Genomic DNA, 13,379 nt, shown 5'->3' on the forward strand with positions numbered 1-13,379 from the left:
ACGGCACGGCGACCGTCAAGACCGAGCACGGCTCGATCACGCTGCCGGTCGAGCTGGCGGACCTGCCGGACGGCGTCGTGTGGCTGCCCGGCAACTCCGGTCCGTCGAAGGTCCGGCGCGTGCTGAGAGCCGGACACGGCGACGTGGTCACCGTGACTGCCGAGAACCTGCTCACCGGTAGTACCACGGGAGGCGAGTGATGGATAGGGCAGCGCTCCTGGCCGACGACCCGCTCTGGCTGATCCTGATCAAGGTCGTGGTCGTGCTGCTGATCGGGCCGGTCATGACGATCGGCCTGATCGTGGGCGAGCGGAAGGTCATCGGCCGGATGCAGCACCGGCCCGGTCCCAACCGGGTCGGGCCGTTCGGCCTGCTCCAGTCCCTCGCGGACGCGATCAAGCTCCCGTTCAAGGAGCAGATCATCCCCGACGGCGCGGACCGCAAGGTGTACTTCCTCGCCCCGATCATCTCGACCGTCCCGGCCCTCCTGGCGTTCTCCGTGATGCCGGTCGGGCCGAAGGTGTCGATCTTCGGCGAGGAGACGGTGCTGCAGCTGGTCGACCTGCCGGTCGGCGTGCTCGTGGTGCTGGCCTGCTCCTCGCTCGGCGTGTACGGCATCGTGCTCGCCGGCTGGTCGTCCGGGTCGCCGTACCCGCTGCTCGGCGGGCTCCGCTCGGCCGCGCAGGTGATCTCCTACGAGATCGCGATGGGCCTGTCGATCGTCGCCGTGGTCCTGTACACGGGGTCGCTGTCGACCGGCCACATCGTGGACGCGCAACAGGGCGGCTGGTACTTCTACCTGCTGATCCCGAGCTTCCTGATCTACCTGGTGTCGATGGTCGGCGAGACCAACCGCGCGCCGTTCGACCTCCCCGAGGCCGAGTCCGAGCTGGTCGGCGGCTTCCACACCGAGTACAGCTCGATGAAGTTCGCGCTGTTCTTCCTCGCCGAGTACGTCAACATGGTGATCGTCTCGGCCTTCGCCACCACCCTGTTCCTCGGCGGCTACATGGCCCCGTGGCCGATCTCGCTGATCGACCACAACTACTTCAACACGGGCTGGTGGCCGGCGCTCTGGTTCTTCGCCAAGACCTTCGTGCTGCTGTTCTGCTTCATCTGGGCCCGCGCCACGCTGCCGCGGTTCCGCTACGACCAGTTCATGAAGATCGGCTGGAAGGTGCTGGTCCCCGCCAACCTGGTGTGGATCGTGCTCGTCACGGCGGTCCGGACGGTGCGCAACGAGAACGAGGTCTCGGCCGGCCAGTGGCTCTTCCTCGGCGGCGGCGCGATCCTCATCCTCATCCTGCTGTCCCTGCTGCTGCCGGACCGCAAGGTGGACGACGACGAGGACCGCGTGCCGATCACCGGTGGTGGCTACCCGGTGCCACCGCTGGACCTGGAGATCCCCGACGCCCCGGCGAAGCGCAAGGCCGTCCGCCGCGGCCGGGAGCGCCGTCGCCAGCGGGCGACCGTCGGCGGGGCCGCCACGCAGGAGAAGGAGTCCACCGATGGGGATGTTTGATCCGTTCAAGGGTTTCGGCGTCACCTTCTCGACGATGTTCAAGAAGGTCGTCACCGAGCAGTACCCGGAGGACTTCCGGCCGACCGCGCCGCGCTACCACGGCCGCCACCAGCTCAACCGGCACCCGGACGGACTGGAGAAGTGCGTCGGCTGCGAGCTGTGTGCGTGGGCCTGCCCGGCGGACGCGATCTTCGTCGAGGGCGGCGACAACACCGAGGAGGAGCGCTACTCCCCGGGTGAGCGCTACGGCAAGGACTACCAGATCAACTACCTGCGGTGCATCGGCTGCGGCCTGTGCATCGAGGCCTGCCCGACCCGGTCGCTGACGATGATCAACGACTACGAGCTGGCCAACGACAACCGCCAGGACCTGATCTGGACCAAGGAAGAGCTGATGGCGCCCCTGCTGAAGGGGATGGAGCAGCCGCCGCACCCGATGCGCCTCGGCGACACCGAGCAGGAGTACTACGTCGACGCTCCGCGCCTGGCCCGCAAGTGGGGCTACCCGGATCCCACGAAGGAGGCGGCCAAGTGAGCGGAGCCAGCCATCGAACACCGGGCGCCAGCGCGTGGCGCCTCGGAGCCTGCGAGGAGGGATCATGAGCGGCGCCGTCAGCGCAGCTCTCGTGCTCGTCCAGGGCGTCCAGAACGTGATGTCGACCGGTGAGGCCGTCTCGTTCTGGGTGCTCGGGCCGATCGCGCTGCTCGGCGCGCTGGGCATGATCTTCGCCCGCAACGCGGTGCACTCGGCGCTGTTCCTGGTGCTGACGATGCTGTCGCTGGGGGTGCTGTACCTGGTCCAGCAGGCGCCGTTCCTCGGCTTCGTGCAGATCATCGTCTACACCGGCGCGATCATGATGCTGTTCCTGTTCGTGCTGATGCTGGTCGGCAGGGACTCCTCGGACTCGGTGGTCGAGGTCCTGCGTGGCCAGCGCCTGCTCGCCACGATCCTCGGCCTCGGCCTCGCCGTGCTGGTGGTCACCGCGGTCGCCCGCTCGCTGACCTCGGTCACGCCCGTCGGCCTGCAGGGCGACGAGGCCAACGGCGGCCCGGGCAACGTGGCGAACATCGGCCGGTCGATCTTCACCGACTGGCTGTTCCCGTTCGAGCTCACGTCCGCGCTGCTGATCACCGCGGCCGTCGGCGCCATGGTCCTCGGCTACGTCGACCGGCACGTCCGCGGCCGCCGGACGCAGAAGGAACTGGTCGAGGCCCGCTTCCGCGGCGAGCACGACCGCCCGTCGCCACTGCCCGGACCGGGCGTCTTCGCGACCTCCAGCTCGGTCGCCACCCCCGCGCTCCTGCCGGACGGCTCGATCGCGCCGGAGTCGCTGTCGAAGATCATCGAGTCGGCCGCGGCGGACCGCTACGACACGCAGCGCAAGGCCGTCGCGGGCAGCGCGCACGGCGTCGAGGCCCGCTCTCTGAACCCGACCCGGGAAGGGGACTCCGAGTGACCCCCACCGTTTACCTGCTGCTGTCGGCGCTGCTGTTCACCATCGGCGCGGTCGGCGTGCTGGTCCGGCGCAACGCGATCGTCGTGTTCATGTGCATCGAGCTGATGCTGAACGCGGTGAACCTGTCGCTGGTCACGTTCGCCCGGATCAACGGCTCGCTGGACGGCCAGATCATGGCCTTCTTCGTGATGGTGGTGGCCGCGGCCGAGGTGGTCGTCGGCCTCGCGATCATCATGTCGATCTTCCGTACCCGCCGGTCGGCCTCCGTGGACGACGCCAACCTGCTGAAGTACTGAGGGGTAATCCGTGTCGTCTACATTCCTGCTGGCCGAGGCCCAGAAGGTCCACGAGGCCAGCGGTGCCGCCGGTGGCGCCTGGCTGCTGGTCGCGTTCCCGCTGATCGGCGCGGCGGTCCTGCTGCTCGGCGGCAAGGTCACGAACGCGTGGGGCCACCTGCTCGGCTGCGCGACGATCATCGCGTCGTTCGTGTACGGCGTGGTCCTGTTCTTCTCCTCCACCGGGCTGCCGGAGAGCGAGCGGGTGCAGAACCTGCACGTGTTCGACTGGATCCCGGTCGGCAACCTGCAGGTCGACTTCGGACTCCGGATCGACCCGCTGTCGATCAGCTTCGTCCTGCTGATCACCGGCGTCGGCGCGCTGATCCACATCTACTCGGTCGGCTACATGGCCGACGACCCCGACCGGCGGCGCTTCTTCGGGTACTTCAACCTGTTCGTCGCCGCGATGCTGATCCTGGTGCTGGGCAACAGCTTCGTGACGCTGTACCTCGGCTGGGAGGGCGTGGGCCTCGCCTCGTACCTGCTGATCGGCTGGTACACGAACCGCCCGTCCGCGGCCACCGCGGCCAAGAAGGCGTTCCTGATGAACCGGGTCGGCGACGTCGGCCTGGCGCTGGCGATCTTCATCCTGTTCAGCCAGCTGGGCACCACGCAGTACACCCAGGTGTTCGCCAACCTCGACAAGCTGTCGAGCCCCACGATCACCGCGCTGTGCATCCTGCTCCTGCTGGGTGCCTGCGGTAAGTCCGGCCAGGTCCCGCTCCAGGCGTGGTTGCCCGACGCGATGGAGGGCCCGACCCCGGTCTCCGCCCTCATCCATGCCGCGACCATGGTGACCGCCGGCGTCTACCTGATCGCCCGGTCGAACCCGATCTACTCGCTGTCCGCGGACGGCCGGCTGGTCGTGACGATCGTCGGCGCGGTCACACTGCTGTTCGGGTCGATCGTCGGCTGCGCGTACGACGACATCAAGAAGGTCCTCGCCTACTCGACGGTCAGCCAGATCGGCTACATGATGCTGGCCGTCGGCCTCGGCCCGTTCGGCTTCGCGCTCGGCATCATGCACCTGCTGACCCACGGCTTCTTCAAGGCCGGGCTCTTCCTCGGCGCCGGCTCGGTCATGCACGCCATGAACGACGACGTCGACATGCGCCGGTACGGCGGGCTCTGGCGGGTCATGCCCATCACCTTCGCCACCTTCGGGCTCGGCTACCTCGCGCTGATCGGGTTCCCGTTCCTGTCCGGCTACTTCTCCAAGGACGCGATCATCGAGGCCGCGTTCGGCCAGGAGGGCTGGCGCGGCTGGGTGTTCGGCGGCGCGGCCCTGCTGGGCGTCGCGCTGACCGCGTTCTACATGACCCGCCTGATGTTCATGACGTTCTTCGGCAAGCAGCGGTGGAAGGAGCTGAAGTCGGAGGACGGCAGGGACTACCACCCGCACGAGGCCGGTCCGGTCATGTGGGGGCCGATGGCGGTCCTGGCGGTCGGCTCCGTCGGCGCCGGTGCGTTCTTCGCGCTCGGCGACCGGCTGGTCGACTGGCTCACCCCGTCGCTCGGCACGCTCCACCAGAGCGAGAACCACACGATCCCGGAGGGCCTGATGCCCGTGCTCACCATCGGGCTGATGGTCGTCGGCGTGCTGCTCGCCTGGCTGGTCGTCGGCCGCCGCGAGGTGCCGGTGGTCAAGCCGGACCCGGTGTCGTTCCCGGTCCGCGCGGCACGCAAGGACCTGTACGGCAACGCGCTCAACGAGGTGCTGGTCGCCCGCCCGGGCACCTGGCTCACGCGGGCGCTGGTGTACGTGGACAACAAGGGCGTTGACGGACTGGTCAACGGCATCGCCGCCGGGTTCGGCGGCAGCTCCGGCCGGTTGCGCAGACTCCAGACCGGCTTCGTCCGGTCGTACGCGGCGTCGATGCTCGCCGGTTCGATCCTGGTACTGATTGCCTTCCTGGCGGTGAGGTACGCGTGAGCACTTCCGCAGTACAGATGCTCGACCCTGCAAGCAGCTCTTCGGAAGGAGCGTTCCTGCTGGCACTGCTCCTGCTGATCCCGCTGGCCGGCGCCATCGTGGTGGCGTTCCTGCGGGACAACGACCGGCTCGCCAAGCAGGTCGCGCTGGGCGTCTCGGTCGTCGAGTTCGTGGTCGCGGTGATCTCCTGGATCTCCTACGACGCCGGCGGCGCACGCATCCAGCAGGCGTTCTCGTTCGACTGGATCCCGTCCTTCGGCGTGCACGTCGCCTTCGGCGTGGACGGCATCGCGCTCGTGATGATCGCGGTGATCGCCCTGCTGATCCCGGTGGTCATCGGCGCCGGCTGGGCGGAGAAGCTGCCGGCCGAGCGCTCCGCGGGCGGGTTCCTGTCGCTGATCCTGCTGCAGGAGGTCCTCACCGTCGGCGTGTTCGCGGCGACCGACGTGTTCCTGTTCTACGTGCTGTTCGAGATCATGCTGATCCCGATGTACTTCCTCATCGGGAACTACGGCGGGCCCCGGCGGCAGTACGCGGCGGTCAAGTTCTTCCTGTACTCGTTCCTCGGCGGCCTGATCATGCTGGCCTCGGCGATCGGGGCCTACTCGCTGGCCGCGGCCCAGCTGGGCAGCGGCACGTTCGACTGGGCGACGCTGGTCAAGGTCGTGTCGAACGCGCCGCTCTCGAACCAGATCTGGATCTTCCTCGGCTTCTTCCTCGCGTTCGCGGTGAAGGCGCCGCTGGTGCCGCTGCACACCTGGCTGCCCGACGCCGCGGCCGAGGCGCCGATCGGCGTCGCGGTCATCCTGGTCGGCATCCTGGACAAGGTCGGCACGTTCGGTTTCCTGCGGTACCTGCTGCCGATGACGCCGGACGCGAGCGTCAAGCTGGCGCCGCTGGTGCTGGTCATGGGTGTCGCCGGTGTCCTCTACGGCGCGTTGCTCGCGACGGGCCAGCGGGACATGAAGCGCTTCATCGCGTACGTGTCGATCGCCCACTTCGGCTTCATCGCCATCGGGATCTTCTCGTTCTCCCAGCAGTCCGAGGTCGGCTCGGTGTCCTACATGGTCAACCACTCGATCTCGACCGGCATGCTGATCCTGGTCATCGGCTTCGTGATCGCCCGCGGCGGTTCGACGCAGATCGCCGACTACGGCGGCCTCGCCAAGATCACGCCCGCGCTGGCCGGCGTGTTCCTCCTGGCGGGCCTGTCCACGCTGTCGCTGCCCGGCACCAACTCCTTCATCTCGGAGTTCCTGGTGCTGATCGGGTCCTACGGCCGGGAGCCGGTGTACACGATCCTCGCGACGGTGGGCATGATCCTCGCCGCGCTGTACGTGCTGTGGCTGTACCAGCGGGTGTTCCACGGTCCGGTGCGCGGCAACGCGCTGGTGGACGTGGCCGGCGGTCCCGGCACCGTGGCCGCCCCGGAAGTGGGCGCCCGCAAGGCGATCCTCGACCTGAGCGGTCGGGAGAAGCTGGTGCTCGCGCCACTCATGGTCCTGGTCATCGGCATCGGCTTCTACCCGAAGCCGGTGCTCGACGTGATCACGCCGACGGTCGACGCGACACTGTCGTCGGTCGGTATCTCGGACGGAGGCAACTGAGTTGTCCGCACTGGACTTCCTGGCCGCCGCACCTCCCGCCAAGGAGACGCTGGCGCCGATCAACTATCCGGCGATCCTGCCGGTGCTGATCATCCTGGGCGCGGCGTGTGTCGGGGTGCTGCTCGAGGCGTTCCTGCCGAAGCACCAGCGGTGGTCGGCGCAGGTGTTCCTGACGCTGCTGTCGCTGGTCGGCGCGGGCATCGCCCTGGCGTTCTACCTGACCGACGCCCCGTCGGCCGGTGAGGTGACGCTGTCCGGGGCCATCTCCATCGACCGCCCGGCGCTGTTCCTGTGGGGCACGCTGCTGGCGCTGTCGCTCGGCGCGGTGCTGATGATCGCCGACCGCTCGGTCGAGCCCGGCGGTGCGTTCGTCGCCACCGCGGCGATCCGGCCCGGCACCACCCAGGACCGCGAGCAGCGGCTCGGCGCGCACCCGAACCGCCGCGACGCGGCCCGGTACGGCATGCAGACCGAGGTCTTCCCGCTGACCCTGTTCTCGCTGGGCGGCATGATGACCTTCTGCGCGGCGAACGACCTGCTGACCATGTTCGTGGCACTGGAGGTGCTGAGCCTGCCGCTGTACCTGATGTGCGGCCTCGCGCGCCGGCGCCGGCTGCTCTCGCAGGAGGCGGCGGTCAAGTACTTCCTGCTCGGCGCGTTCGCGTCCGCGTTCTTCCTGTACGGGCTGGCGCTGCTGTACGGCTACGCGGGCTCGGTGCGGCTGGAGGCCATCGCGAACGCGGCCGCGGGCTCCGACCGGTCGGACACGCTGCTGTTCGGCGGCATGGCGCTGCTGATCGTCGGCCTGCTGTTCAAGGGCTCGGTCGGCCCCTTCCACGCGTGGACCCCGGACGTGTACCAGGGCGCGCCGACGCCGATCACCAGCTTCATGGCGGCGTGCACGAAGGTCGCGGCGTTCGGCGCCATCCTGCGCGTGCTGTCGGTGGGCCTGGAGTCGACCCAGTGGGAGTGGCGCGGCGTCCTGTGGGGCGTGGCGATCGTGTCGATGGTCATCGGCGCGGTACTGGGCCTGACCCAGACGGACATCAAACGCATGATCGCGTACTCGTCCATCGCCCACGCCGGGTTCCTGTTGGTCGGCGCGATCGTGCTGAACCCGCAGGGCGTGTCGTCGACGCTGTTCTACCTGCTGGCGTACGGCTTCACCACGGTGGCCACCTTCGGCGTGATCTCCCTGGTCCGGGACGCGGACGGGGAGGCGACGCACCTGTCCCAGTGGGCGGGCCTCGCGAAGCGGTCCCCGCTGGTGGCCGCGGTGTTCACGTTCCTGCTGCTCGCGCTGGCCGGCATCCCGCTGACGTCGGGCTTCATCGGCAAGTTCGTGGTCTTCCAGGCCGCGCTGGCCGACGGCATGGCCCCGCTCGTGGTCGTGGCGCTGGTGGCGTCCGCGGTGGCGGCGTTCTTCTACCTGCGGGTGATCGTGCTGATGTACTTCAGCGAGCCTGCGGCGGACGGGCCGTCGGTGACCGTGCCGGGTGCGTTCACGACGGCGGCCATCACGCTGGGCGTGGTCGTGACGCTGCTGCTGGGCATCGTGCCGGCCTTCGCCCTCGACTGGGCCGGCGGCGGCACCTTCGCCGTTCAGTGACGTGGGGAATCCCTGGCCACGCATAACCTGTGTCACAGCCTCTCGCGACCTGCGGGAAAACGCTGGACATTAGGCTGTAGCCAGGGATTCTTCAGTTGGGGAGCGATGCCGAGTGACACCTGACCAGACCGTGCCGCGGCTACCGGCGTCGCTCGGGCTCGACCAAGCCGATCCCGAGTTGGTCGAGTCCGTCACCAACGGCCTCATCAAGGTCGAGGACGTGCTCCACTCGGTCGTGCGCAGCGATGTCGACTTCGTGAACCAGGCAGCGTTGCACCTGGTCAAGGCGGGTGGCAAACGTTTTCGTCCCCTGTTCACGCTGCTGGCCGCCCAGTTCGGCGCGGAGGGCGTGGCCGGCGACAACGACGACGTGATCACCGCGGCCGCGGCCGTCGAGCTGGTCCACCTCGCCACGCTTTACCACGACGACGTCATGGACGAGGCGACGATGCGGCGCGGCACCAAGAGCGTCAACGCCCGCTGGGACAACGCCGTCGCCATCCTCACCGGCGACTTCCTCTTCGCCCACGCGTCGCGGCTCGTCGCCGACCTCGGCAGCCAGGCCGCGCGGATCATCGCCGAGACCATGGGCCAGCTGGTCACCGGGCAGATCCGCGAGACGGTCGGCGCCGGACCGGACGATGACCACGTCCGGCACTACCTCGACGTCATGGGGCAGAAGACCGGCTCCCTGATCGCCACCGCCGGCCGGTTCGGGGGCATGTTCTCCCGCGCCACACCGGAGCACACCGAGGCGCTGCGGCGGTTCGGCGACATCATCGGCACGGCCTTCCAGATCTCCGACGACATCATCGACATCGCCTCCCCCGCGGACGAGTCCGGCAAGACCCCGGGCACGGACCTGCGGGAGGGCGTCAAGACGCTGCCCATGCACTACGCGCTGGCGCAGGACCCCGACCCGCGGCTCGTCGAGCTGCTCGCCGGTCCGATCACCGACGACGACGCGGTCGAGGAGGCACTCACCCTGCTGCGCAAGTCGTCGGGTCTCGAACAGGCCGTGCGCACGCTCGGTGACTACGCCGATCGGGCGCGGACCGAGCTCGCGACGCTTCCGTCCTGCTCGGCGCGGGACGCGCTGGCCATGCTGGCGCGGTATGTCGTCGCCCGAACGCGTTAGGCCGTACCCAGCGTGTCCGGCTTGCTTAATCCACCGGGCGGTGCTCACGCCCGGTCGGGCAGCAGTAGCCTGACACCACCCTGGCGGTGGGCGTGCGCGCGGTGCGCGGAGGGAGTTTCGATCGATGCCGATCTTTGGGCAGGTCTGGTTGTGGAGCTCGGCGGCCTTCCTGCTCGGAGCGCTGCTCTGCTGGTTGCTGGTGGCTCGGCCGGCCCGTAACCGCGTGGGTGAGCTGGAGGCCGAGCTCGCCTCGCGAGCGCGCCGTGCGCCGCTGCCCGAGCGCCCCGAGCCGGTCCGGGACGACGAGTCGATGGTGCCCGGCCTGGACGACGAGGACTTCCGCTCCCGCGCGTACCGGCTGCAGGGCACGCCACCGCCGCCCCTCCCGCCGGAGCGCGGCCGCCTCGCGCCGTACGTCGACCAGGAGCCGCAGAACCGGGACTTCGCGCCGCCGCCCGAGCTGCAGGCACCGCCCCAGCTGCAGGCACCGCCCGAGCTGCAGCCGCCGCCGGTGTCGCAGCCGCCGCCCGAGCAGCAGTACGAGCCCGCGCGGGAGGAGTACGACACCGAGCTGGCCGACCAGCCGCACTCGACGGCCACCCAGTACCTCGACGTGTCGTCCGGTTCGCTCAGCGCGCCACCCGAGGTGCCGCCCGTGTCCCCGCCACCGTCGGACCGCGGCTGGTTCGACGACGAGCTGGAGGGCGACGCGGCCAACCAGGCACCCGAGGAGCAGGCCGCGGTGCCGCGCAACCGCCACCACCTGGTCGAGGACTCGGCGCCGTACGACGCCCGCCTGGTGGACGACGAGGACGTCCTGGACGACGAGTCGCGCGCGGCCGACGACGACGAGCCCGGCACCACGGTGTTCACGCAGCGGACCCGTCCGATCCCGGGCGAGCTGATCCGCCAGATCGACGAGGCCGGCAAGCAGGACCTGTCCCGCTCCGACAGCCTCGTGGACGACCTGGCCGAGGACCCGGCGGAGACCGAGTTCGACCGCCGCGAGCGGACCGTCGAGTCCGAGGCCGTCTCCCCGTACGGCGAGCCCGCGTCGTCCCGACACATCGAGCCCGCGGCGCCCGAGTTCACCGAGTCCCAGTCGCCCCGGTTCGGCGAGTCGGGGGCCTCCCAGTTCGGTGAGTCGGCGTCGTCTCAGTTCGGCGAGTCGGAGTCCTCCCAGTTCGGTGAGTCGGCGTCGTCTCAGTTCGGCGAGTCGGAGTCCTCCCAGTTCGGTGAGTCGGAGTCGCCTCGGTTCGGCGAGTCGGAGTCCTCCCGGTTCGCGGAGCCTGAGCGGTCCACCCCGACGTTCGCCGAGCCGGGTTTCGGCGAGTCCGAGGAGCCCGCCCGGTTCACCGAGCCGGAGCGGTTCAGCGAGCCGCCGGGGTCCCGGTTCGCGGAACCTGAGCGGTCGCAGCCCAGGTTCGCCGAGCCGGAGCGCTCACAGTCGAGGTTCGCCGAGCAGGAGGCACCGGCCTTCGGCGAGCAGGACCGCTCGACGTTCGCCGAGCAGGACCGCCCGGCCTTTGGCGACCAGGATCGCCCGGCTTTCGGTGAGCAGGACCGTTCGACCTTTGGCGAGCAGGATCGCCCAGCCTTCGGTGAGCAAGAGAGTCCAACCTTCGGCGACCAGGATCGCCCGGCTTTCGGCGAACAGAACCGTCCAACCTTCGGCGAGCAGGACCGTCCCACGTTCGGTGAGCAGGATCGTCCGGCGTTCGGCGACGCCGAGTTCGGTGGGTTCAGCGAGCCGGAGCCGGCCGCGGCGTCGTTCATGGAGCCGGAGACTTCGGCGCCGGTGAGCCCGCCGGAGGCGCCGGCCGAGCAGACGGAGATCGTCTCGGCCGCCGCGCCTTCGGTGGACGAGCCGCCGGTGGAGAAGCGGGCCGAGCGCTCGGCGAACAACCTGCCCAAGCGTGTGCCGCAGCAGAACCGCATCAGCCAGGGCAGTGTGTCCGTGCGCGTGGACCCGACCCCGAACGCGTTGCCGAAGCGCGTGCCTGGCAAGCCGCGGCACCAGTTCCCGTTCGGCGTGCAGCCGTCGCCGGAGCCGGCCGCGGCCTCCGCCGACGCGCCCGCGGAGAACCCGAGAGCCTTGTTCGAACCGATCGTCCCCGCCGAGGACGAGGGGATGGCCACCCCGCCGCCCCCGCACCGCCTGCGGCAGGGGAGCGGCGGCGGCCGCGGTCCGTTCGGCCCCGGATCAGCGATGCCCCTTCCGGGTGGCGCGTCACCGTCACCGGAGTTCACGATCAAGGCGAGCGTGGCCGCACTGCGGTACTGCACACCCGAATCCCCACAGTTCGGCCGCACGGTCGCCGAGGTCTGGTTCCGCAGCGCGGCGGATGCCGAACGGGTGGGCTTTCGTCCGGTGGGATGATCTTTCTTGACACAGACTTGACGGCCGGCCACAGGTTGTGGTCGGCCGTGCCCTATTGTTCTCGGCTATCGGTGATCGTTACCGCGTCATCAGCCGCGAGGAGGCAGACGCCGTGAGTTGGTTGCAGCAACTGTCCGGCAAGCTGAAGTCCGTCTTCCGGCGCAAGAGCGCCTCGGGTGAAGCACCAACCGAGGCGGACCCCAGAGCCGAAGCCACCAAGCAGGAAGACCCCCCGGCCGAGGTAACGGTCACCCCGGACACCTCGGCGACCTCACCCACAGCGGACGCGCCGTCCGCCAAGGAGCCGGCCGCCGAGGCCGAGCCACCGTCCGCCGCACCCGAGGCCGCGGCGGAGCAGGCCGCGGACGCGGCACCGGCCGAGACCCCGGCCACCACCCCAGCGGCACCAGGCACAACGGCGCCAGCGAGGGACGAGAGCACCACCCCCGCACCCACCGACTCCACCACGAAGGCCACCGACGCCAAACCGGCCACGGAGTCCGCGACCACCGCCAAGAAGCCCACTGCCGCCAAGAAGCCCGCCGCGACTGACACCGCGACCAAGGCCGAGAAGTCCGCCACTGCGGAGAAGTCCGCCGCCGCCGGGGAATCCGCGGCTGGCGAGCCCTCCGCAGAGGTGGCTGCCGCCGCCGACTCCGCGACTTCCGGGCCTGCAGGGGAGAAGGCCACGGCCGCCGAGCCGGCCACCGATTCCGCCCCCGCTGAGAAGCCCGCCGCCAAGTCTTCCGCCAGGAAGCCTGCCGCCGCGAAGGCGAAGGCCACCAGCGCTTCGACGCCCGAGGCGGCCACCGCAAAGACCGCGAAGGCCACCTCGAACGGCGTGAAGGCCACCTCAACCGGTGCGGCGGCCTCAAACGGTGCGGCCACCCCAACCGGCGCCAAGGCGACCCCAACCGGCGCCAAAGCGACCCCAACCGGCGCGAAGGCCACCTCGAAGGCCACCCCGACCAGCGCGGAGGCCACCGAGACCGAGTCGCCCGCCGCCGCGGAGTCCGCCAAGCCGGCATCGGCCGCCACGAAGCCGACCCCCGGCAAGGCCGCCACCAGTAAGTCCACCCCCAAGTCGGCCGCCGACGGCTCCGCCCCCTCCGCGGACTTCACGGTCAAGGCCAAGGAGTCCTCGAAGCTCTTCCACACCGAGAAGTCCCCGTACTTCAGCCGCACCAAGGCCGACGTCTGGTTCAAGACCGAAGCCGACGCCGAGAACGCCGGCTTCCAGGCCTGGGACCACAAGAAGCGCGCCGGGGCCAAGAAGTAGCCAAAGAAGTACCCCAGAACGGCGAAACGGCCCCGGAACCGCGTTCCGGGGCCGTTCCAATGCTCAGCTGACCGTCCAGGTGTCGTTGCCGTTGAGCAACGCCTGGAGGTTCGGCG

Annotated in this window: 11 protein-coding genes; all 11 read left to right on the forward strand. The window is 69.7% G+C overall.

Annotated elements, in window-relative coordinates; translation table 11 throughout:
* A partial coding sequence (locus tag ACJ73U_RS23480) for a hypothetical protein (RefSeq protein WP_407779845.1) occupies positions 1-200 on the forward strand: 200 nt, incomplete at its 5' end.
* On the forward strand, positions 200-1,522 hold the full coding sequence (nuoH, locus tag ACJ73U_RS23485) for an NADH-quinone oxidoreductase subunit NuoH (RefSeq protein ID WP_407779846.1): 1,323 nt from the start codon (positions 200-202) through the stop codon (positions 1,520-1,522). The genes ACJ73U_RS23480 and nuoH, both read left to right, overlap by 1 nt.
* Positions 1,509-2,057, forward strand: a complete 549-nt coding sequence (nuoI, locus tag ACJ73U_RS23490) for an NADH-quinone oxidoreductase subunit NuoI (RefSeq protein ID WP_407779847.1) — start codon at positions 1,509-1,511, stop codon at positions 2,055-2,057. Before nuoH ends, nuoI begins: the two co-directional genes overlap by 14 nt.
* Positions 2,058-2,121: 64 nt before the next feature.
* Positions 2,122-2,979: an NADH-quinone oxidoreductase subunit J gene (locus tag ACJ73U_RS23495; RefSeq protein ID WP_407779848.1), complete on the forward strand. Its 858-nt coding sequence runs from the start codon at positions 2,122-2,124 to the stop codon at positions 2,977-2,979.
* Positions 2,976-3,275, forward strand: coding sequence for an NADH-quinone oxidoreductase subunit NuoK (gene nuoK, locus ACJ73U_RS23500; protein WP_075127779.1), 300 nt, complete (start codon positions 2,976-2,978; stop codon positions 3,273-3,275). Before ACJ73U_RS23495 ends, nuoK begins: the two co-directional genes overlap by 4 nt.
* Positions 3,276-3,303: 28 nt before the next feature.
* On the forward strand, positions 3,304-5,250 hold the full coding sequence (gene nuoL / locus ACJ73U_RS23505; RefSeq protein ID WP_407779852.1) for an NADH-quinone oxidoreductase subunit L: 1,947 nt from the start codon (positions 3,304-3,306) through the stop codon (positions 5,248-5,250).
* 17 nt (positions 5,251-5,267) lie between these two features.
* Positions 5,268-6,857, forward strand: a complete 1,590-nt coding sequence (locus tag ACJ73U_RS23510; protein ID WP_407779853.1) for an NADH-quinone oxidoreductase subunit M — start codon at positions 5,268-5,270, stop codon at positions 6,855-6,857.
* Positions 6,858-6,867: 10 nt separating this feature from the next.
* Positions 6,868-8,466, forward strand: coding sequence for an NADH-quinone oxidoreductase subunit NuoN (nuoN, locus tag ACJ73U_RS23515; RefSeq protein WP_407779854.1), 1,599 nt, complete (start codon positions 6,868-6,870; stop codon positions 8,464-8,466).
* Positions 8,467-8,578: 112 nt separating this feature from the next.
* Positions 8,579-9,604, forward strand: coding sequence for a polyprenyl synthetase family protein (locus ACJ73U_RS23520; protein ID WP_407779849.1), 1,026 nt, complete (start codon positions 8,579-8,581; stop codon positions 9,602-9,604).
* Positions 9,605-9,728: 124 nt separating this feature from the next.
* Positions 9,729-11,984, forward strand: a complete 2,256-nt coding sequence (locus ACJ73U_RS23525) for a hypothetical protein (protein WP_407779850.1) — start codon at positions 9,729-9,731, stop codon at positions 11,982-11,984.
* A 112-nt stretch (positions 11,985-12,096) separates the two neighbouring features.
* Entirely contained in the window at positions 12,097-13,263 is a 1,167-nt protein-coding gene (locus tag ACJ73U_RS23530) for a hypothetical protein (protein WP_407779851.1), read from the forward strand.
* Positions 13,264-13,379 lie beyond the last annotated feature (116 nt).

Origin of the sequence: Actinophytocola sp. (assembly GCF_045807065.1) — a bacterium.
Lineage (GTDB): Bacteria > Actinomycetota > Actinomycetes > Mycobacteriales > Pseudonocardiaceae > Actinophytocola.

Excerpts from the sequence above, each read along its gene's own strand:
- nuoH (WP_407779846.1), top strand. The coding sequence starts at position 200 with ATGGATAGGGCAGCGCTCCTGGCCGACGACCCGCTCTGGCTGATCCTG.
- nuoI (WP_407779847.1), top strand. The coding sequence starts at position 1,509 with ATGGGGATGTTTGATCCGTTCAAGGGTTTCGGCGTCACCTTCTCGACG.
- ACJ73U_RS23495 (WP_407779848.1), top strand. The coding sequence starts at position 2,122 with ATGAGCGGCGCCGTCAGCGCAGCTCTCGTGCTCGTCCAGGGCGTCCAG.
- ACJ73U_RS23510 (WP_407779853.1), top strand. The coding sequence starts at position 5,268 with ATGCTCGACCCTGCAAGCAGCTCTTCGGAAGGAGCGTTCCTGCTGGCA.
- ACJ73U_RS23525 (WP_407779850.1), top strand. The coding sequence starts at position 9,729 with ATGCCGATCTTTGGGCAGGTCTGGTTGTGGAGCTCGGCGGCCTTCCTG.